The sequence below is a fragment of the Streptomyces sp. MB09-02B genome (assembly GCF_033794485.1).
Lineage (GTDB): Bacteria > Actinomycetota > Actinomycetes > Streptomycetales > Streptomycetaceae > Streptomyces.
In genome coordinates, this window is record NZ_JARGEE010000171.1 from 1 (window position 1) to 18,517 (window position 18,517).

14 protein-coding genes are annotated in these 18,517 nt (G+C 70.9%); 6 read left to right on the forward strand and 8 right to left on the reverse strand.

The window, feature by feature from the left end:
* Nucleotides 1-5: 5 nt before the first annotated feature.
* From glgB to P1P70_RS23250, 3 genes are all read left to right on the forward strand, one after another.
* A complete protein-coding gene (gene glgB / locus P1P70_RS23240) occupies nucleotides 6-2,261 on the forward strand; it encodes a 1,4-alpha-glucan branching enzyme (RefSeq protein ID WP_319240830.1) in 2,256 nt (751 codons plus the stop codon).
* 49 nt (nucleotides 2,262-2,310) lie between these two features.
* Nucleotides 2,311-2,661 (forward strand): VOC family protein, encoded by a 351-nt coding sequence (locus tag P1P70_RS23245; protein ID WP_319240806.1) that lies wholly within the window; start codon nucleotides 2,311-2,313, stop codon nucleotides 2,659-2,661.
* 73 nt (nucleotides 2,662-2,734) lie between these two features.
* Nucleotides 2,735-3,136, forward strand: coding sequence for a MarR family transcriptional regulator (locus tag P1P70_RS23250; protein WP_319240808.1), 402 nt, complete (start codon nucleotides 2,735-2,737; stop codon nucleotides 3,134-3,136).
* A 73-nt stretch (nucleotides 3,137-3,209) separates the two neighbouring features.
* Here the strand turns inward: P1P70_RS23250 and P1P70_RS23255 are convergent, their stop codons facing one another.
* Nucleotides 3,210-3,632 (reverse strand): SseB family protein, encoded by a 423-nt coding sequence (locus tag P1P70_RS23255; RefSeq protein ID WP_319240810.1) that lies wholly within the window; start codon nucleotides 3,630-3,632, stop codon nucleotides 3,210-3,212.
* A gap of 209 nt (nucleotides 3,633-3,841) precedes the next feature.
* Nucleotides 3,842-6,820 carry a carbohydrate binding domain-containing protein gene (locus P1P70_RS23260; protein WP_413471530.1) on the reverse strand — a complete coding sequence of 993 codons (2,979 nt, stop codon included), beginning with the start codon at nucleotides 6,818-6,820 and terminating at the stop codon, nucleotides 3,842-3,844.
* Between the two features lie 268 nt (nucleotides 6,821-7,088).
* Between P1P70_RS23260 and P1P70_RS23265 the strand changes: the two genes are divergently transcribed.
* From P1P70_RS23265 to ligA, 3 genes are all read left to right on the forward strand, one after another.
* Complete coding sequence (locus P1P70_RS23265; RefSeq protein WP_319240812.1) at nucleotides 7,089-8,378, forward strand: alpha-L-fucosidase; 1,290 nt, start codon at nucleotides 7,089-7,091, stop codon at nucleotides 8,376-8,378.
* Between the two features lie 315 nt (nucleotides 8,379-8,693).
* Entirely contained in the window at nucleotides 8,694-10,148 is a 1,455-nt protein-coding gene (locus P1P70_RS23270) for a glyceraldehyde-3-phosphate dehydrogenase (RefSeq protein ID WP_319240814.1), read from the forward strand.
* 315 nt (nucleotides 10,149-10,463) lie between these two features.
* Nucleotides 10,464-12,569: an NAD-dependent DNA ligase LigA gene (gene ligA, locus P1P70_RS23275; RefSeq protein ID WP_319240816.1), complete on the forward strand. Its 2,106-nt coding sequence runs from the start codon at nucleotides 10,464-10,466 to the stop codon at nucleotides 12,567-12,569.
* 25 nt (nucleotides 12,570-12,594) lie between these two features.
* On the opposite strand, the gene P1P70_RS23280 is transcribed toward ligA, so the two are convergent.
* The 6 genes from P1P70_RS23280 to P1P70_RS23305 form a co-directional block, all read right to left on the reverse strand.
* Nucleotides 12,595-13,824 carry a PP2C family protein-serine/threonine phosphatase gene (locus P1P70_RS23280; RefSeq protein ID WP_319240818.1) on the reverse strand — a complete coding sequence of 410 codons (1,230 nt, stop codon included), beginning with the start codon at nucleotides 13,822-13,824 and terminating at the stop codon, nucleotides 12,595-12,597.
* A gap of 326 nt (nucleotides 13,825-14,150) precedes the next feature.
* Nucleotides 14,151-14,957 (reverse strand): endo alpha-1,4 polygalactosaminidase, encoded by an 807-nt coding sequence (locus tag P1P70_RS23285; RefSeq protein ID WP_319240820.1) that lies wholly within the window; start codon nucleotides 14,955-14,957, stop codon nucleotides 14,151-14,153.
* Entirely contained in the window at nucleotides 14,954-15,616 is a 663-nt protein-coding gene (locus tag P1P70_RS23290; RefSeq protein ID WP_319240822.1) for a spherulation-specific family 4 protein, read from the reverse strand. Before P1P70_RS23290 ends, P1P70_RS23285 begins: the two co-directional genes overlap by 4 nt.
* Nucleotides 15,613-16,644 carry an NAD-dependent epimerase/dehydratase family protein gene (locus P1P70_RS23295; protein ID WP_319240824.1) on the reverse strand — a complete coding sequence of 344 codons (1,032 nt, stop codon included), beginning with the start codon at nucleotides 16,642-16,644 and terminating at the stop codon, nucleotides 15,613-15,615. The genes P1P70_RS23290 and P1P70_RS23295 overlap by 4 nt, the downstream gene beginning before the upstream one ends.
* Before the next feature lie 7 nt (nucleotides 16,645-16,651).
* Nucleotides 16,652-17,365 (reverse strand): nucleotidyltransferase family protein, encoded by a 714-nt coding sequence (locus tag P1P70_RS23300; protein WP_319240826.1) that lies wholly within the window; start codon nucleotides 17,363-17,365, stop codon nucleotides 16,652-16,654.
* A gap of 47 nt (nucleotides 17,366-17,412) precedes the next feature.
* Nucleotides 17,413-18,414 carry a GDP-mannose 4,6-dehydratase gene (locus tag P1P70_RS23305; protein ID WP_319240828.1) on the reverse strand — a complete coding sequence of 334 codons (1,002 nt, stop codon included), beginning with the start codon at nucleotides 18,412-18,414 and terminating at the stop codon, nucleotides 17,413-17,415.
* Nucleotides 18,415-18,517 lie beyond the last annotated feature (103 nt).

The following is an 18,517-nucleotide window of genomic DNA, read 5'->3' on the forward strand; positions in this document are numbered from 1 at the left end:
GTGGTGTGCGCCGGAGAGCAGCCGTGCACGCTCCTCCCCTGCCCCCCGAGGAGCGTGCACGGCTGCTCTCCGGCGCACACCACGACCCGCACGCCCTGCTGGGCGCTCATCCCGTGCCGGGCGGCGGCGTCGCCGTGCGGGCCCTGCGCCCGTACGCCCACGCCGTGAGCGTCGTGATCGAGGGCGAGCGCACCTATCTCGCCTCGGAGGGCGACGGCCTCTTCTCCGTCCTCCTGCCGCTCGACGCCGTGCCCGCGTACACGCTGTTCGTGTCGTACGAGGACACCGACCAGGAGGTCCACGACCCGTACCGGTTCCTGCCCGCGCTCGGCGAGCTGGATCTGCATCTGATCCGGGAGGGGCGGCACGAGCAACTGTGGAAGGCGCTCGGGGCCGAGCCGATGACCCACCAGGGCGTCACCGGCACCCGCTTCACCGTCTGGGCGCCGAACGCCCGGGGGGTGCGGGTCGTCGGGGACTTCGCCTGCTGGGACGGGACGGCGTTCCCGATGAGGTCCCTGGGCTCCTCCGGGGTCTGGGAGCTGTTCCTGCCGGGGGTGGGCGAGGGCGCCCTCTACAAATTCGAGATCACCGCGCGCGACGGGCGGCGTCTGCTCAAGGCCGACCCGATGGCCCGCAGGGCGGAGGTGCCGCCCGCGACGGCGTCCGTCGTGCACGCCTCGCACTACGCGTGGGGCGACGACGAGTGGATGGCCCGGCGCGGTGACGTCCCGGTGCACGAGGCCCCGTTCTCCGTGTACGAGGTCCATCTGCCGTCCTGGCGGCCTGGATTGACATACCGTCAGCTCGCGGACGTGCTGCCCGGATACGTCTCCGACCTCGGGTTCACCCATGTCGAGTTGATGCCGGTCGCCCAGCACCCGTTCAGCGGCTCCTGGGGCTACCAGGTCACCGGCTTCTATGCCCCGACCTCCCGCCTCGGCACCCCGGACGACTTCAAGTACCTCGTCGACGCCCTGCACCGGGCCGGGATCGGGGTGATCGTGGACTGGGTGCCCGCCCACTTCCCGAAGGACGACTGGGCGCTCGGCCGCTTCGACGGAGAGCCGCTGTACGAGCCCGGGGACAGCCGGCGGGCGGAGCATCCGGACTGGGGGACGTACGAGTTCGACTTCGGCCGCACCGAGGTGCGCAACTTCCTCGTGGCGAACGCCGTGTACTGGTGCGAGGAGTTCCATGTCGACGGCCTGCGGGTGGACGCGGTCGCCTCCATGCTCTACCTCGACTACTCGCGGGACTCCGGACAGTGGTCACCCAATGTGTTCGGCGGGCGGGAGGACCTGGACGCGGTCGCCTTCCTCCAGGAGATGAACGCCACCGTGTACCGGCGGGCGCCGGGTGTGGTGACGATCGCGGAGGAGTCCACGGCCTGGGACGGCGTGACCCGCCCGACCGACAGCGGCGGGCTGGGCTTCGGGCTGAAGTGGAACATGGGGTGGATGCACGACTCGCTGGGCTACATCGAGCACGAGCCCGTGCACCGCAAGTACCACCACGACGAGATGTCGTTCTCGATGGTGTACGCGTACAGCGAGAACTACGTCCTGCCCATCTCCCACGACGAGGTCGTGCACGGCAAGCGGGCGCTGGTGTCGAAGATGCCGGGCGACTGGTGGCAGCAGCGGGCCAACCACCGCGCGTATCTGGGCTTCATGTGGGCCCACCCGGGCAAGCAACTCCTCTTCATGGGGCAGGAGTTCGCCCAGGGCGGGGAGTGGGTGGAGGCCCAGGGGCCGGACTGGTGGCTGCTCGATCCCGCGTACGGCGCGGAGGCCGACCACCGGGGGGTACGGGACCTCGTCCGCGACCTCAACACGATCTACCGTCGTACGCCCGCGCTCTGGCAGCGGGACACCGACCCGGCCGGCTTCCAGTGGGTGAGTGCGGACGCCGCCGAGGACAACGTCTTCGCGTTCCTGCGGATCGCCACCGACGGGAGTCCGCTGCTGGCGGTCTCCAACTTCTCGCCCGTGGTGCGCGAGGACTACCGCCTCGGGGTGCCGGACGACGTCGCGGCGTGGCGCGAGGTGCTGAACACGGACGCGACCGCCTACGGGGGCAGCGGGGTCACCCGTCCCGATCCCGTCGCGGCCGAGGCGCCCGCCTGGCACGGGCGGCCGGCCAGTGTCCGTCTGACCTTGCCCCCGCTGGCCACGGTGTGGCTCCGCCCGGAAGGGGTTCCCGGTCCCGGGGGCGACCGGTCAGGATCGGAGAAGCCCGGCCGTGCCGGTGCGCCCTAGCGTGGGGGCTGATCCGAGCGACCGGACATCACCCCCTCAGGAGTGCGCTATGACTGCCGGACTGAAGACCGTCATCTACCCCGTCAAGGACCTGGCTCGGGCGAAGGCCCTGTTCAGTGCCCTGCTGCAGGTCGAGCCGTACGCGGACTCGGCGTACTACGTCGGCTTCAAGGACGCGGGGCAGGACGTGGGGCTGGACCCCAACGGCCACGCGAAGGGGATGACGGGACCGGTGCCCTACTGGCACGTCACCGACATCCGGGCGACGCTCGCGGCACTGCTGGAGGCCGGCGCGCAGACGCTGGAGGACGTCCATGACGTGGGCGGCGGCCGCCTGATCGCCTCGGTGAGGGACGCGGACGGCAATCTGATCGGGCTCGTGGAGGACACGGCGGCGTAGCCCCGCCCAAAGTGGTTGCGCCTGCACTAGTTGCACAGACAACAATCACCTCGCCCTCTGTTACCGTGCACATATGGCAGCGAACACGACCGGTGTCCGGCTCGAGGACCAGTGGCGGGACATCCTGTCCGTGCACGCCCGCACGATGTGCGAGATCGACCGCGTGCTGCATCCGCACGGGCTGTGCGCCAGTGACTTCGAGGTGCTCGACATCCTCGCTTCGGGGGCGGCGGCCGCCACCGCGGCCGGGGACCAGTGCCGGGTGCAGAACATCGCCGAGAAGGTCCACCTCAGCCAGAGCGCGCTGTCCCGGCTGATCGGCCGTCTGGAGAAGGACGGCCTGGTGGAGCGGTCCGTGTGCGTGGAGGACCGGCGGGGCGTGTGGGTGGCCCTGACGGACAAGGGCCGCGAGCTGCACACGGAGGTCCAGCCCCTGCAGCGCGAGGTCCTGGCCCGCATGCTGCGGCAGGACTGACCCCGCCCTCCGGGGCGCCGGGAGCGCCGTGCGGGCGCTCCCCTCGTCCGTCGGGCGAGTGGTCCCCCGGGGGTCAGATCCCTCGGCCTCCCAGCAGGGTGCCCACGTCGTGGGCGTCGAGGGTGAGGCCGTGCGGGGAGCCGGCGTCGATGGTGAGGGAGAGGTCGGCGTCGGCGGGCCACTGGGAGGCCAGGGCGCCCAGGGGTACCAGGCGGTAGCGCGACACGTAGGGCAGGAGCTCGGCCATCGCGGGCTCCGAGGTGAAGACCGGCACGATCTGCTCACCGCCGGGCTGCTCCAGCACGGGCAGCGCCACGGCCGTCGGATCGTTCACGGCCGCCTCGTCGGCGTCGTCCGGGACCGGGATCAGCACGTCGGTGTCGGCGAGCGTGTGGAGCGCGGCCGTGTCATGGGTGTCGAAGGCGAGCGCGGTCAGCGCCTGCTGGGCCGGCGAGGCGGCCTGGGGCGGGGTGTGGCCATTGGCGGGTATGTCCATCGGAAGATCCCAGCTAGTAGCGGAAAGGGCCGCCCGGGACGGCGTCCGTCCCGGGCGCTGCGCCCCTCGCGTACCCGATGGGGAGGCGGGCATTCCTCTGCCTGACCGATGCATGGGGGGCGAGAGGGGCCGCCGGGGCCCGAGGGCCCCGATCACGACGGCTGCGGCCCCTCGGCTGACACCTCGGGCAGAGCCCGTCCGTACCGACGTCACTTCAGATAGAGCCCGTCCGTGCCGATCTTTCCGGGGCCGTCGAGGACGTACACCCGCAGATTGCCCTTGCCGGGAGCCGCGACGTTCAGCGTGCCGCCCGAGACGGTCCGCACGTCGCCGGTGACGGCGTCGCGGTAGGTGCCGTTCGGGATGCCGGTGTAGGTGGCGGCGCCGGTGACGGTGACCAGGGCGAAGCTGTCGGCCGAGACGCTGGTGTACCGGCGTTTGAAGGCCATCTGTCCGCTGATGCCCTCGGTGGAGTACTGGCCGGTCTGCAGGGCGGGGACGGCCCGGCGGATCTGGTTGAGCCGTTGCAGGTGTCTGACCAGCGGCTGGTTCAGTGTCGTCGCCACCTGGCCGCTCGCCGCGTCGGCCTTGGAGAAGTCGGACGCCGTGACGGATCCGGCGAGATGGTCGCCGTAGTACGCGCGGCCGGTGGTGGCGAGCGGGCAGGTCGGCCCGCAGTCGATCTTCTGGCCCTTCTGGAACTCGATCTCGGAGCCGTAGTAGAGCGTCGGGATGCCGCGGAAGGTCCACATCAGGGACAGGTTCTCGGCCCAGGCGTCGGTGCCCCCGCTGTAGCGGTTGTTCGACTTGTTGGGGCCGTAGTCGTGGCTGTCGACGTAGACGACGTTGTACGTGGCGTCGTTGACGCTGTCGTCGGAGTCCTTGCCGTTGCCGAAGGCGTTCTGCGCGTCGCTGAAGTTCATGTGCATGCGCATGTCGATGATGTTCATGCCCGAGAACCGGCTGTGGTCGGGCGTGTGGTAGCTGTTACCGTTCAGGAAGGCGTTGGTGGACGTCGGCTGGTTGCCGGTGCCGAGGTTGTTCTCGTGGTCGAACTGCTCCAGGGCCGCCTTCTCGTCGTCGGCGCTGTACTCCTTGCGTTCCTTCCAGGTGTAGAACTGCGCGGAGTGGTTGACCGAGCCCCGGTTCCACTTGTCGTTGACGAAGGCCGCGACCTCGCCGAAGACGAAGAAGTTCTTCGCGGCCTCCGCGCCGAACTTCCGGGTGACCCGTTCCTGGATGGCGGGCAGGAAGCGGCGGTTCCAGGTGACGCGCGGGATGTGGACGGCGGTGTCGACGCGGAAGCCGTCGACGCCCATGTCGATGTACTTGTCGTAGGCGCCGATCAGGTAGTTCTGGACGGCCGTGTTCTCGGTGTCGAAGTCCGCGAGGTCCTCGTGCAGCCAGCAGGACCGGGCGTCCTCGCCCTCCCAGTTCCCGATCCAGCACTGGTGGTAGTACGCCTTGGGGAACATGCCCGACGTCGGGCTCGGCCACTGGCAGTTGTAGAGGGTGTACCCCTCGGCGCTCTTGCCTCCGGTGGGCTTGCCCCAGTTGACGCAGGTGTTGCCGGTGGGCTCGGCCGTGGACCACAGGTCGCCGTTGTAGTACGACTTCCCGGACTTGGGCTCGACGGTGAGGCCGTCGTACTCGAAGCCCTCGCTTCGCTCGTCGTAGTACCAGCTCCACTGGGCGTCGCGGACGCCGTACACGGTGGGCGTGGACAGGCCCTTGGCGCCCCAGCGGGAGCTGTGGTTGTAGACGACGTCCTGGTAGATCTTCATGCCCTTGGCGTGGGCCGCGTCGATCAGGTCCTGGTAGCTCGCGCCGGCCGATTCGAGGCGGGCGTCCACCTTGTAGAAGTCGTAGCCGTGATAGCCGTGGTAGTCGTAGTCGGATCGGTTCAGGACCACCGGGGTGATCCACACCGCCGAGAAGCCGAGCGCCTTGATGTAGTCGAGCTTGTCGACGAGGCCCTTGAAGTCGCCCCGGAACATGGGGTCGCCGTTCGCCGCGTTGCCGGACTTGGTGTGCTGGCTGCCGCCCCGGTTGTTGCCCGTGTCCCCGTCGAAGAAGCGGGCGGTGAGGACGAAGTAGATGGGGTCCTTGCGGGGGTCGGTGCCGAGGGGGGTGCCGGTGGTGGGTTCGGGGGCCTTCTCACCGGTGGTCGCCCTGGCCTCGGCGGAGGCGGGCGAGGTGTTGCCGGCGGCGTCCACCGCCTTCACCGTGTACGTGTAGGTGGTCTTCTCCTCAAGTCCCGTGTCGGAGAGGACCGTTGAGCCGATGTCGGTGACGGTCGTGCCTTTGGTGCCGCCGGTGCGGGTCACCTGGTACTTGGTCACGCCTTTGTTGTCGTTGGCGGCGTCCCAGCTCAGCACGATCGAGGTGTGGGTGGCCGTGGCGGCGACCTTGGCGGGCGCGGTCGGCGCCTGGGTGTCGGGGACCTCCGTCGCGCACGGGTCGGCGGCGTCCCGGGTGACCGTGCGGTCCTTCACGGTCGTGGTGCCGGTCGGGATCGTGTAGTCGGCGCTGTTGTTGTTGTCCCAGACGCCGTTGCCGTTGTTGAAAGCCGCCTTGAGGGTGGTGGCGGTGCCGAGGTCGAGGGTCTCCTTCCACCAGCCGGTGCAGGCGGCTTCCATCCCGACGCCGGGTACGGTCGTCCAGGCGCCGCCGGCGGGCTGGTAGTGGATGTTGGCGGTGGTCCAGCCGGTCGCGGCCGTCGAGTAGTAGACGGTGGCCCTGTTCCCTTCCACCGGTCCGGTGTCGGCGCAGGGGTCGCTGTGGGCGATCACGCCGTCCTTCACGGTGATGTTCCCCGTGCCGAGCGCGTAGTTGGCGCCGCCGTTGTTGTCCCAGGTGCCGCCGCCGTTGTTGAAGGTGGCCGCCAGGCCGCCGGCCGGGCCGAGGTCGACGGTCTTTTTCACCCAGTCCGTGCAGGCGGCCTCCATCTTCGTGCCCGGGACCGTGGTCCAGGAGCCGCCGTCCGGGGCGTAGTGCAGATAGGTGGAGGCCCAGTTCCTGGTCTTCGTGTAGTAGAAGACGGTCGCCGTGGTCGCCTGGGCGGCGGCCGGGTCCATGGGGGCGGAGGGCGCCTGCGGGACCGTGGCGAGTGCTCCGAGCAGGCCGCCCGCCACGACGAGGGACGCGAACGGGCGCCACCGTGGTGGCCGGGGGGATGTACATCTCATGTGTCGCCTCATGTGCCGTCTCCAATGCGGACCGGGAGGTGGGGAGTTGCACTGCACGTCGCACTGCGGGGAGCACCGCGGCGCACACTGCAAGAGGAACCGGCAAATTCCTGAAAGCCCTTGCAGCGCGGAAGCTACAGGGACATGACAGCCATGTGAAGGGGGTCGCGCGGCCGACGATCCACCGAAGCGACCGGCGGTGAAAATGAACCAGCGGTGGTGACCCGCGCCCACGCGCCCGCCGGGATCCGGGACCTAGCGTCGCCGCATGACCATGCAACCCTGGTTTCCCGACGCCAAGCTGGGCATCTTCATCCACTACGGCATCTACGCGGTGGACGGCGTGCCGGAGTCCTGGTCCTTCTACTGGGGCGAGGTGACGCACGAGCGGTACATGAAACAGCTCGACGGCTTCACCGCGTCCGCGTACGACCCCACGGCCTGGGCCGAGTTGTTCGCCCGGGTGGGCGCGAAGTACGCGGTGCTCACGGCACGCCACCACGACGGTGTCGCCCTGTGGGACACCGCACACGGCGACCTGGGCGTCGTCCGCCGCACGCCGGCGGGGCGGGACCTGATCGCCGGGTACGTCGACGCGCTGCGCGAGCGGGGACTCAAGGTCGGCCTCTACTACTCGCACTCCGACTGGAACCATCCCGCCTACGCCAGTGTCCGCCACCCCGAGATCGACCGGTGGACGAACGAGCACCCGGGCGGCAACGACGCCAATCCCTACTCCCACGCCGCCCCCGGCGAGGAGGACCCGGCCGCCTGGGACCGCTACCTCGCCTACCGGGACGGCCAGGTGGGCGAGCTGGTCCAGCGGTTCCGCCCCGATCTGCTGTGGTTCGACGGCGAGTGGGAGCGCACCGAACAGCAGTGGCGGATGCGGGAGTTGGCCGAGCTCATCCTCAGGGAGAACCCGGACACCGTGCTCAACGCCCGCATGCTCTCGTACGGCGACTACGCCACCCCGGAGCAGGGCGTGCCGCTCGAAGCGCCCGACGGCCCCTGGGAGTTGTGTCTGACCATCAACGACTCCTGGGGTTTCCAGCACGCGGACCACAACCACAAGTCCGTGCGGCAGCTGGTGCGTTACTTCACCGAGACGATCGGCATGGGTGGCAATCTGCTGCTGGACGTCGGCCCGAGGGCGGACGGGACGATCCCCGCGGAGCAGGCCGCCCGGCTGGAAGGGCTCGGGGCGTGGATCGGGCGGCACTCCGACGCCGTGTACGGCACGGTCGCCGGGCTGCCCACCGGGCACCACTACGGTCCGAGCACCCTCTCCGCCGACCGGCGCACCCTGTATCTGATGTGCTTCGACGTGCCGCGTGAGTCCGTGACGGTCCGGGGGCTGCGCAACCCGGTCAGGAAGGTCACCGTCCTCGGCACGGGCACCGAGCTTGGCCACCGGGTGATCGGCGGCCTCGACGCGGTACCCGGCGTGACGTGGATCGACGCGCCCCCGGAGGCCGACCTCGACCCGTACGCGACCGTCCTCGCCGTGGAACTGGAAGGGGAGTTGGACCTCTACCGGGGCTCGGGCCGCGACTGACCGGCCGCGACATGTCGTCGGCTGCGTGTCGACTGCCACGTCTCGGCAGGCACGTGTCGGCTGCCACGTCTCGGCTGCCACGTCTCGGCAGCGAGCAGGTTCGACTGGCGAGGTGTCCCCGCCGGTGACGCGGAGGTCGTCGTGCGCGCCCACCGGATCACCCAGTTCGCGCAGCCCTACGCCGTGTCCTGGCGCGTCTCGTGAACAGCCGCTGAACTCGTTCGAGGACGACGCCACCGGGCTCGGACCCCGGCGGCGTCGCCCTTTCGGCCACCGTTTAGCATATGAGCGCCGCCTAGCTCGAAAGATAAACCTGTGACTCGTAACGAGGACTCGTTCACCGTCTGGAAGCACCGCGAGGAGATCGCGGAATCGATGATCCCGATCATCGGGAAGCTGCACCGCGAGCGGGACGTGACGGTCCTGCTGCACAGCCGCTCCCTGGTGAACAAGTCGGTGGTCAGCATCCTGAAGACCCACCGGTTCGCCCGCCAGATCGCCGGCGTGGAGCTGTCGGTCACCGACACCCTGCCGTTCCTCCAGGCCCTCACCACGCTCGACCTCGGCCCCTCCCAGATCGACATCGGCCTGCTCGCCGAGGCCCACCAGGCCGACGACCGGGGGCTGTCGGTCGCGGAGTTCACGGCCGAGGCCGTCGCCGGTGCCACCGGCGCCAACAAGATCGAGGGCAGCGAGGGACGCGACGTCGTCCTCTACGGCTTCGGGCGCATCGGCCGGCTCGTCGCCCGCCTGCTCATCGAGAAGGCCGGCTCCGGCAACGGGCTGCGGCTGCGCGCCATCGTGGTGCGCGGCGGCGGGGGGCGGGCCGCAGAAGATATCGTCAAGCGGGCCTCGCTGCTGCGCCGGGACTCCATCCACGGCCAGTTCCAGGGCACGATCACCGTCGACGAGGCCACCAGCACGATCAACGCCAACGGCAACGAGATCAAGGTGATCTACGCCGGCGACCCGTCCGAGGTCGACTACACCGAGTACGGCATCAAGAACGCCATCCTCATCGACAACACGGGCAAGTGGCGCGACCGCGAGGGCCTGTCGAAGCACCTGCGCCCCGGCATCGACAAGGTCGTGCTGACCGCGCCCGGCAAGGGCGACGTCCCGAACATCGTGCACGGCGTCAACCACGACACGATCAAGCCGGACGAGCAGATCCTGTCCTGCGCCTCCTGCACCACCAACGCGATCGTGCCGCCGCTGAAGGCGATGGACGACGAGTTCGGTGTGCTGCGCGGTCACGTGGAGACCGTCCACTCGTTCACCAACGACCAGAACCTGCTGGACAACTACCACAAGTCGGACCGACGTGGCCGCTCCGCGCCGCTCAACATGGTCATCACCGAGACGGGTGCCGCCTCGGCCGTCGCCAAGGCGCTGCCCGACCTGAAGGCGCCGATCACCGGCAGCTCGATCCGCGTCCCGGTCCCGGACGTCTCGATCGCGATCCTCAGCCTGCGCCTGGGCCGCGAGACCGACCGCGAGGAGGTCCTCGACTACCTCCGGGGCGTCTCGCTGACCTCGCCGCTCAAGCGCCAGATCGACTTCACCAACGCGCCCGACTCGGTCTCCAGCGACTTCATCGGCTCCCGCCACGCCTCGATCGTCGACGCCGGAGCCACCAAGGTCGACGGCGACAACGCGATCCTCTACCTCTGGTACGACAACGAGTTCGGCTACTCCTGCCAGGTCATCCGGGTCGTCCAGCACGTCTCCGGGGTGGAGTACCCGACGTACCCGGCTCCGGCCGTCTGATCCACCGGGCCGAGAGCCCACCCCTGACACCGGCCGCCCGCCGGCCTTCCGGCCGGCGGGCGGTTCGTGTTCTCGCGGAAGGCGCGGCCCCGTCAGGACGTCTCGACCGGCACGACGACGTGGCGCCGGACGTCGGGCACCCTCAGCGGCGGCGGGCCCGGGGAGCACTGCTCACGGACGCCGGGCACGTCGTGTCGGGGGACGCTTCGCGGTGGAGCGGGGCCGAGGCAGGCGCACACCACGACGCAGCCGAGGGGCTGAGCCCCGCTGCCCGGCCACGGGGGCGTTGTCAGTGGTGGGCGGCAGGATGGGGGCATGACGACATCAGCTGCAGTGATCGTGGATGCCGCCGCCTACGCGCAGGCCGTCGAGGACGCGGTGCGGGCCTCGGCCGCCTACTACACCGGTGGTACGTCGGAGTTGGACGACGACACCTACGACCGGCTCGTGCGCGGTATCACGGCGTGGGAGGCCGAGCATCCCGACCTGATACTGCCCGACTCGCCCACCGGCAAGGTCGCCGGTGGCGCGGTCGAGGGGGACGTGCCGCACACGGTGGCGATGCTGAGCCTGGACAACGTGTTCTCGGGCGAGGAGTTCACCGCGTGGACGGCGTCGCTGGCCCGGCGGATCGGGCACGACGTGGAGCGGTTCAGTGTGGAGCCCAAGCTCGACGGGCTCGCGGTCGCCGCGCGCTACACACGGGGCCGACTCACGCGGTTGATCACCCGGGGCGACGGGACGGCCGGGGAGGACGTCTCGCACGCCATCGGCACCATCGAAGGGCTGCCGGGCGAGCTCGCCGAGCCGGTGACGGTCGAGGTACGGGGGGAAGTCCTCATGACCACCGCCCAGTTCGAGCATGCCAACGAGGTACGCACCGAGCACGGCGGGCAGCCGTTCGCGAACCCGCGCAACGCCGCGGCGGGCACCCTGCGCGCCAGGGAGCGTGCCTACACCGTGCCGATGACGTTCTTCGGGTACGGGCTGCTGGCCCTGCCGGGCACGGACGCCGCCGACGCCGCCCGGCTGGCCGAACTGGCCCACAGCGACCTGATGGCCCGCGCCGCCGAGCTGGGCGTCAACACCACCGCCGGTACGGCCGTGCCCGGTGTCACCGCCGCCTCCGTCGAGGAGGTGCTCGCCCGGGTCACGGAGATCGCCGCGCTGCGGGCCGGGCTGCCCTTCGGGATCGACGGGATCGTCGTCAAGGCCGACCTGGCCGCCGACCAGCAGGCCGCCGGGTCCGGTTCCCGCGCCCCGCGCTGGGCGATCGCCTACAAGCTGCCCGCCGTCGAGAAGATCACGCGGCTGCTGGAGGTGCAGTGGAACGTCGGCCGCACCGGCATCATCGCGCCGCGCGGCGTGCTGGAGCCCGTCGAGATCGACGGCTCCACCATCACGTACGCCACCCTGCACAACCCGGCCGACATCACGCGCCGGGACCTGCGGCTCGGCGACCACGTCATGGTGCACCGCGCCGGTGACGTGATCCCACGCGTGGAGGCGCCGGTCGCCCATCTGCGCACCGGCGACGAACAGCCCATCGTCTTTCCCGAGGTGTGCCCGAGATGCGGCTCCGGCATCGACACCGGTGAACAGCGCTGGCGCTGCGAGAACGGCCGCAACTGCCACCTGGTCGCCTCCCTGTCGTACGCCGTCGGGCGCGACCAGCTCGATGTCGAGGGGCTCGGACACACCCGGGTCGTCCAGCTCGTCGAGGCGGGCCTGGTCGCCGACCTCGCGGACCTGTTCGCCCTCACCCGGGAGCAGCTCCTCGGACTGGAGCGCATGGGAGAGACCAGCACCGACAATCTCCTCGCGGCGCTGGAGACGGCCAAGGGGCGGCCACTGTCCCGGGTGCTGTGCGCGCTGGGGGTGCGGGGCACCGGCCGTTCCATGTCCCGTCGGATCGCCCGGTACTTCGCCACCATGGACGACATCCGGGCCGCGGACGCCGAGGCGATCCAGCGGGTCGAGGGCATCGGCACCGAGAAGGCCCCGTCGATCGTGGCCGAGCTCGCCGAACTCGCCCCGCTCATCGACAAGCTCGTGGCGGCCGGGGTGAACATGACCGAGCCGGGCGCCACACCTCCCTCGCCGGCCGGCGAGGAATCCGCCGACGCCGAGAACGCCGCCGACACCGAGGAGGGCGCCGAGGCCGCGGGCGGGCCGCTCGCCGGGATGGCCGTGGTGGTCACGGGTGGCATGACCGGTGCCCTGGAGAAGCTCAGCCGCAACCAGATGAACGAACTCATCGAACGCGCCGGGGGCCGCGCCTCCTCCAGCGTCTCCAAGAAGACGTCCCTGGTCGTCGCGGGGGAGAACGCCGGCTCCAAGCGCGCCAAGGCCGAGGCCCTGGGCATCCGCCTGGCCGACCCGGACGAGTTCGCCGCGCTGGTGGCCGACTTCCTCGACTGACCCGGCGTGATGCGGCGCGCCCACCTCACAGCCGAAGAATCACGAGGGCCGTGTCGTCGGTGGCGCGGCCGTGGTGGAGGAGGTCGAGGAGCAGGGCGTCGGCGAGGAGCTCGGGGGCGGAGCGGCAATGGCGGGTGAGCGCTTCGGCGAGGCGGCCCAGGCTGGCGTCGATGTCCTCGTCACGGCGTTCGATCAGACCGTCCGTGTAGAGGACGAGGGTGTCGCCGTCGGTGAAGTCGAGGGTGGCCTCGGGACGGGGGGTGTGCTCGGGACGGGCACCGAGCGGCGGGTCGGTGGCCCCGTCCAGGAAGACGACGCTGCCGTCGCCGCGCAGCAGGGCGGGCGGCAGATGACCGGCGCTGCTGTAGGTGATGGTGTGGGTGTCCCAGTCGACGCAGGTCTGCACGGCGGTGGTGTTCTCGGCACCGTCGACGGAGCGGGCGTACAGGCCGAGCGCGTCCAGTGCCTGGGCGGGACCGTCGGCCACCAGGGACGCGGCGCTCAGCGCGCTGCGGAGCTTGCCCATGACACAGGCGGCGGACAGGCCGTGACCGACCACGTCGCCGACGGCGATCCCGACGCGGTCGACGCCGACCAGGTCGACCAGGTCGTACCAGTCACCGCACACGTTCAGGGCGTCCGTCGCCGGCTGGTAGCGGACGGCCGCCCGGTGGTGTCCGATCGGGTTGGGCGCGGGCAGCATCGCCTTCTGCAGGGCGAGCGCGACCTCCCGTTCGTGGGCGTGCGCCTCGCGCAGCCGCTCGTTGACGTCCTGCAGCTCCCGGGCGCGGGTGTAGAGCTCGGCCTCCATGACGCGGTCCCGGTCGCCGGGGGCGCGCTCGCGGGCCCGGATCAGCTCGGTGACCTCCTCCACCTTGTGGATCAGCAGCACCACCTTGCCGTCGGGGCCGAGGACCGGCGCGTTCACGGGGCTCCAGTACCGCTCCTCCCACTGCCCCGGCTGCTCCACCGACTCCACGTCGTAGCGCTGCAACGCCATCGCGTCCCGCTCGCCGGTCTCCACCACACGGTGCAGCGAGGCCGCCAGGTTCCGCATCCCGCTCGCGGACGGATCGTCGGGGTTGTCGGGGAAGACGTCGAAGAGGTACCGGCCGACCACCTGCTCGCGGGTGCGCCCCGACATCCGCAGGAACTCCTCGTTCGCGTCCGCGTACACCAGCTCGGGTGTCAGCAGCGCCACCATGCCGGGCAGCGCCTGGAACACCGCCGCGTAGTCGATCGCCGTATCCGCCATGGTCGCCGCCTCAGCGTCCGTCGCCTGCCTGTGATCTCCACCATAGGAGCCCGAAGCCGCCCGGGCGCGGTCCTGTTCCCGAGGAAACAGCCAGGTCACGCACGGTGGTGCGAGGTCGACGCAGTGTCGCGGACGCGACGGGTGTCGCCGGAGGCGGCCGACGGGCGGTGCGCAGGAGGACGGCGCGCGTCGAACCCGTGCCAGGTGCGCCCCAGCAGAAAGCGGTGTGGAGTGCGAGGAGGCCGCGCGGGGAGGTGCGCGGCTCGTCGTCGCTGTCCGCGTCGGCGTCGTCCCTCCTCGTCGCCCGTCGGCGGCGCGGCCCACGCTCAGCATGGCTGCCGCCACACCCCCAGCTCCAGTCGTTTGACCATCGACGAGAGCCCGAGCCGGCGGGACTCCGCGCAGAAGCTGCTCCTGGGTTCGGTGTATTCCACGTGGAACACCGCCTTGCCGGCCTCGATGAAGGGCGAGAGTCGCGCGCATTCGTCGTACTGGGCGCACTCCTCGTTGACCGCGAAGTCGAAGTGGGCCAGCAGTTGGGGTATCTGGGGCAGGTCGTTCTTCAGGCCCACCGCCAGGCCGCGTTCGTGGGCGATGTCCGCGATCATGCGGTTGTAGGTCAGCTGGTCACGCGCGGTGAGGGGGAAGCCGGTGTCGTCGCCGTAGCCCTCCACCAGGTCGGGCTCCACCGCGTCGAAGCCCTTGTCGCGGCACATGTCGAAGCGGCGTTCCATGAGAGGCCGCAGGACGTCCACCTGCCGTATGTCCAGCCAGCGCTCGCCCGCCCAGCCGTTCTCCTCACCGAGCAGCGAGCGCGGGAAGTCGTCCTTGTCGGGCCGGAAGTCCTCCCAGGCGCCGACGTTGATGTAGCAGATGACCTTGCGCCCGTCCCGGTGCAGCCGGGCCACGTCCGCCGCGGAGTTCTCGAAGCCGTCGATGTCGTAGACGGGGACGTCCGCCGAGGGGTCGGCCCTTCCGTCCAGCTGCCACTGCCAGGCGAGACCGGGTCGGGGTTTCCAGCGCGGCCCGGACGTGGCCTCCGCATCCGGGTCGGAGTCACCGCCGCAGCCCGCCAGGGTCGTCACCACCAGGGCGGTGAGCAGCGCCACGTACGCGAACGTCGGCCTCCTCATCGGTCCGTCCCTGTCAGAGCGGGCGTCAACTCGGCCCAGGGGTTGGGCGGTTCGCCGGTCACCGGGCCGCAGACGGCGGCGCCCCGGTCGTGTGCGGTGCGCACGGCGAGCGGGACGAGTGCCTCGGGGACGCCGTACACCAGGTGGCAGAGCCGCTCGGGCGGGTGGCGGGCGGCCCAGGCGGGTCGGCTGAACGCCGACACATAGGTCGACCAGTGGCCCTCGAAGGTGACGGTCAGGTCGGCGAGGCGGGCGTATCCCGGGGCCGGGTGGACCCCGGGGTTGAGGACGACGGTGGCGGCGCCGAGCCGGCGGACCGCGCGGACGAGTGCGCGGCAGGCGGGCAGGCCGTCCGGGGTGGCCGTCACCTGGTCGAGGAAGCAGCCGTCGGCCGCGTACCACTCCTGGTGCCGGCGTACGTCGTCGGTGATCTCGGCGCGGTCGCGCACCCCGTAGTCGGTGTCGACGTAGCCGAGCAGCCGGGCCCCGGCCGCGCGCAGGGCCCCGGCCGCCGCGGTGAACGCGGGGTCGGGGACGTCGCCGGGGCCGTTCGCGGGGTTGAGGACGACGGCGTAGGTGCGGGGCGCCGCCGTGATCAGGCGGTGCCAGGCGCCCGGGTCCTCGGCCGGGTGCACGTACAGCGGGATCAGCAGACTCACGACGTGCGGACACCCTTCTCGGCGCCCCCGCGTTCCCCGACACCGTCTCGCTCGCCGACGGCCCCGCGTTCCCCGACGCCCCCGCCGCTCTCCCAGAGTGCGGTGAGCGCGTCGTCCAGGCTGTGGGCCGGTCGCCAGCCGAGGACCGCCTCGGCGGCGGTGATGTCGGAACACTGCCACGACACATCCGCCGACCGAACCGACCCGCCCGCACCCGCACCCGCGCCGGCACCGGCACCCAGGTTCCTGTCCCCCGAAGCCGCCGGTCCCGTCGCGTTCTCCGTGATCCGGCCCTGGAAACCGGCCTTGTCGGCCAGGGTCCGGACCATCTCGCGGACGCGGACGGCTCGGCCGCCGGCGATGTTGAGGATCGGTGGCAGGGGGCCGGGGGCCGTGGCGGCGACGGCGACCGCTCGGGTGACGTCGCGGACGTCGACGAAGTCGCGGTACGCGGAGAGGTCACCGAGCGGGAGGACGGCCTCGGGGTCGGCCCCGGCGGCGCGGAGCAGGGCGGCGATGCGGCCGGGGAGGCTGGTGGCCGGCGCCCCGGGGCCGACCGGGTTGCCGACCCGCAGGACCACCGCGTCCAGGCCGGAGGTGGTGACGGCGACCGTGCCAGCGAGCTTGGTCGCGCCGTAGGGGGCGAGCGGACGGGTGGCCGCCGACTCGGTCACCCGGACGTCCGGTACGCCGGGCCCGTACTCGGCAGCCGAGCCCAGGTGCACCAGCCGTGCGCCGGGCGCGGCCTCACGGAGCGCCGCGCACAGGACGGCAGGCCCGCGGGCGTTGACCTCGGCGAGGGCGACGGGGTCACCGCCGGTCGCGCCCGCGCAGTTGATCACGGTGTCGGGCGCGGCCGACACCAGGGTCTTCGCCAGTTCCGTACGGCCGACGGTGGCGAGGTCGACGGCGTGGTCGGCGGCGGGCGCACGGCCGCCGGTGAGGACCCGCGCGCCCGGCAGGGCACGCAGCCCCTCGACGACATGGGCGCCCAGATAGCCGGTGAAACCCAGGACGAGAATGCGCATGGGGTGCTCAGGCTCCCTTGAGCAGAAGCGACTTGCGGGTGGTGAACTCGGCGTTGGCCCGGTCGTAGTCGTCGGGACGGCCTATGTCCAGCCAGTACCCGTCGAAGTCGTAGGCGTGCGGCTGGTTCTGCGCCCTGATCAGGTCGAGGACCAACTCGTCGAAGCCCAGCGGCAGTCCGGGGGTGTAGCCGTCCAGGGTGGAGCGGGACACGCCGTAGACGCCCATGGAGACGCGGTAGTCCATGCTGGGCTTCTCGGTGAAGGCGACGACCTTGGTGTCGTCGGTGGTCAGGACACCGAAGTCGATGTGGACCTTGCGGGCGTAGGTGGCGATGGTGAGTGGCGCTCCGGACTCCCGGTGCCGGTGCAGGACGTCGGCGTAGTCGAGGTCGGTGAGGATGTCGCCGTTCATCACGAGGAACGACTCGGGCAGCTTCTCGCGCAGGTTGAGCAGGGGGCCCATGGTGCCCAGCGGGCTCTCCTCGGGGGCGTAGTCGACGGTCAGGGCCCACTGGGAACCGTCGCCGACGTAGGCGCGGATGATCTCGCCGAGGTGGCCGATGGCGAGGGTGACATGGGTGAAGCCGGCCGTGGAGAGCTGGCGCAGCACGATCTCCAGGATGGCGTGCTGGTCGCCGATGGGGACGAGCGGCTTCGGCAGCGCGGTCGTGTAGGGCCGCAGCCGGACGCCCTTGCCTCCCGCCAGGATCACTGCGTGCATGATGCTCCTCCTTGGTCGATGTGCTTCGCGGACGTGCCGGACGGGAGTCAGATGTTGTAGATGCCGGTCTTGTAGCGGGCGAGGTTGGCCGGGTCGCGGAAGAACTCCACGGTGTGCGCGAGGCCTTGCTCCAGGGTGTGGCCGGGCTGCCAGCCGGTGGCGGCGGTCAGCCGGCCGGCGTCCGCGACTAGCCGCATCACCTCGGAGTTCGCGGGTCGTATGCGTGCCTCGTCCTCGCGGACGTCGAGTTCGCTGTCCATGACCTTGCCGATCAGCGCGACGAGGTCGCCGACGGAGATCTCGCCCCCGGTTCCGGCGTTGAAGGTGCGGCCCACGACCCGGTCGGCGGGCGCGGTGCCGACGGCCAGGAACGCCTGCGCGGTGTCCTTGACGAAGGTGAAGTCCCGGGTGGGGCGCAGATCGCCGAGGGTGATGGTGCGCTCCCCCGCCGCGACCTGGCCGATGACCGTGGGGATCACCGCGCGCATCGACTGGCGGGGACCGAAGGTGTTGAACGGTCTCAGGGTGACGACGGGGGTGTCGAAGCTCGCGTGGTAGCTGTCGGCGAGCCGGTCGCCGCCGGCCTTCGAGGCGGCGTACGGGGACTGGGTGTTGATGGGGTGGTCCTCGGTGATCGGGACGGTCCGGGCGGTGCCGTAGGTCTCGCTGGTGGAGGTGTGGACCAGCCGGGGTGTGCCGAGGGCGCGGACGGCCTCCAGGACGTTGAGGGTGCCGGTGACGTTGGTGTCCACGTAGCTGTGCGGTGCCTGGTAGGAGTACGGGATCGCGATGAGGGCGGCCAGGTGGTAGGCGGTGTCGGCGCCGTCGAGGAGGCCGCGGACCGAGCCGGGGTCGCGGACGTCGCCGAGGACGATCTCGACCTGGGCGAGGACGTCCGGGTGCAGGGTCTCCAGCCAGCCGTAGGAGGAGAAGGAGTTGTACTGGGCCATGGCCCGGACCCGGTGGCCGGAGGCGACGAGCGCCTCGGTCAGGTGCGAGCCGATGAAGCCCTCGGCTCCGGTGACGGCGGCGAGCGGTGCGGAGGTCAACTGGTGTGTCCTTCCGGTCGGTCGGTTGTGTAGGGGTGGGCAAGTGGGGGCCTGTTCCTTTAAACACCTGTCGCCACCCACAAAAAAACATGTTGTAAACCTC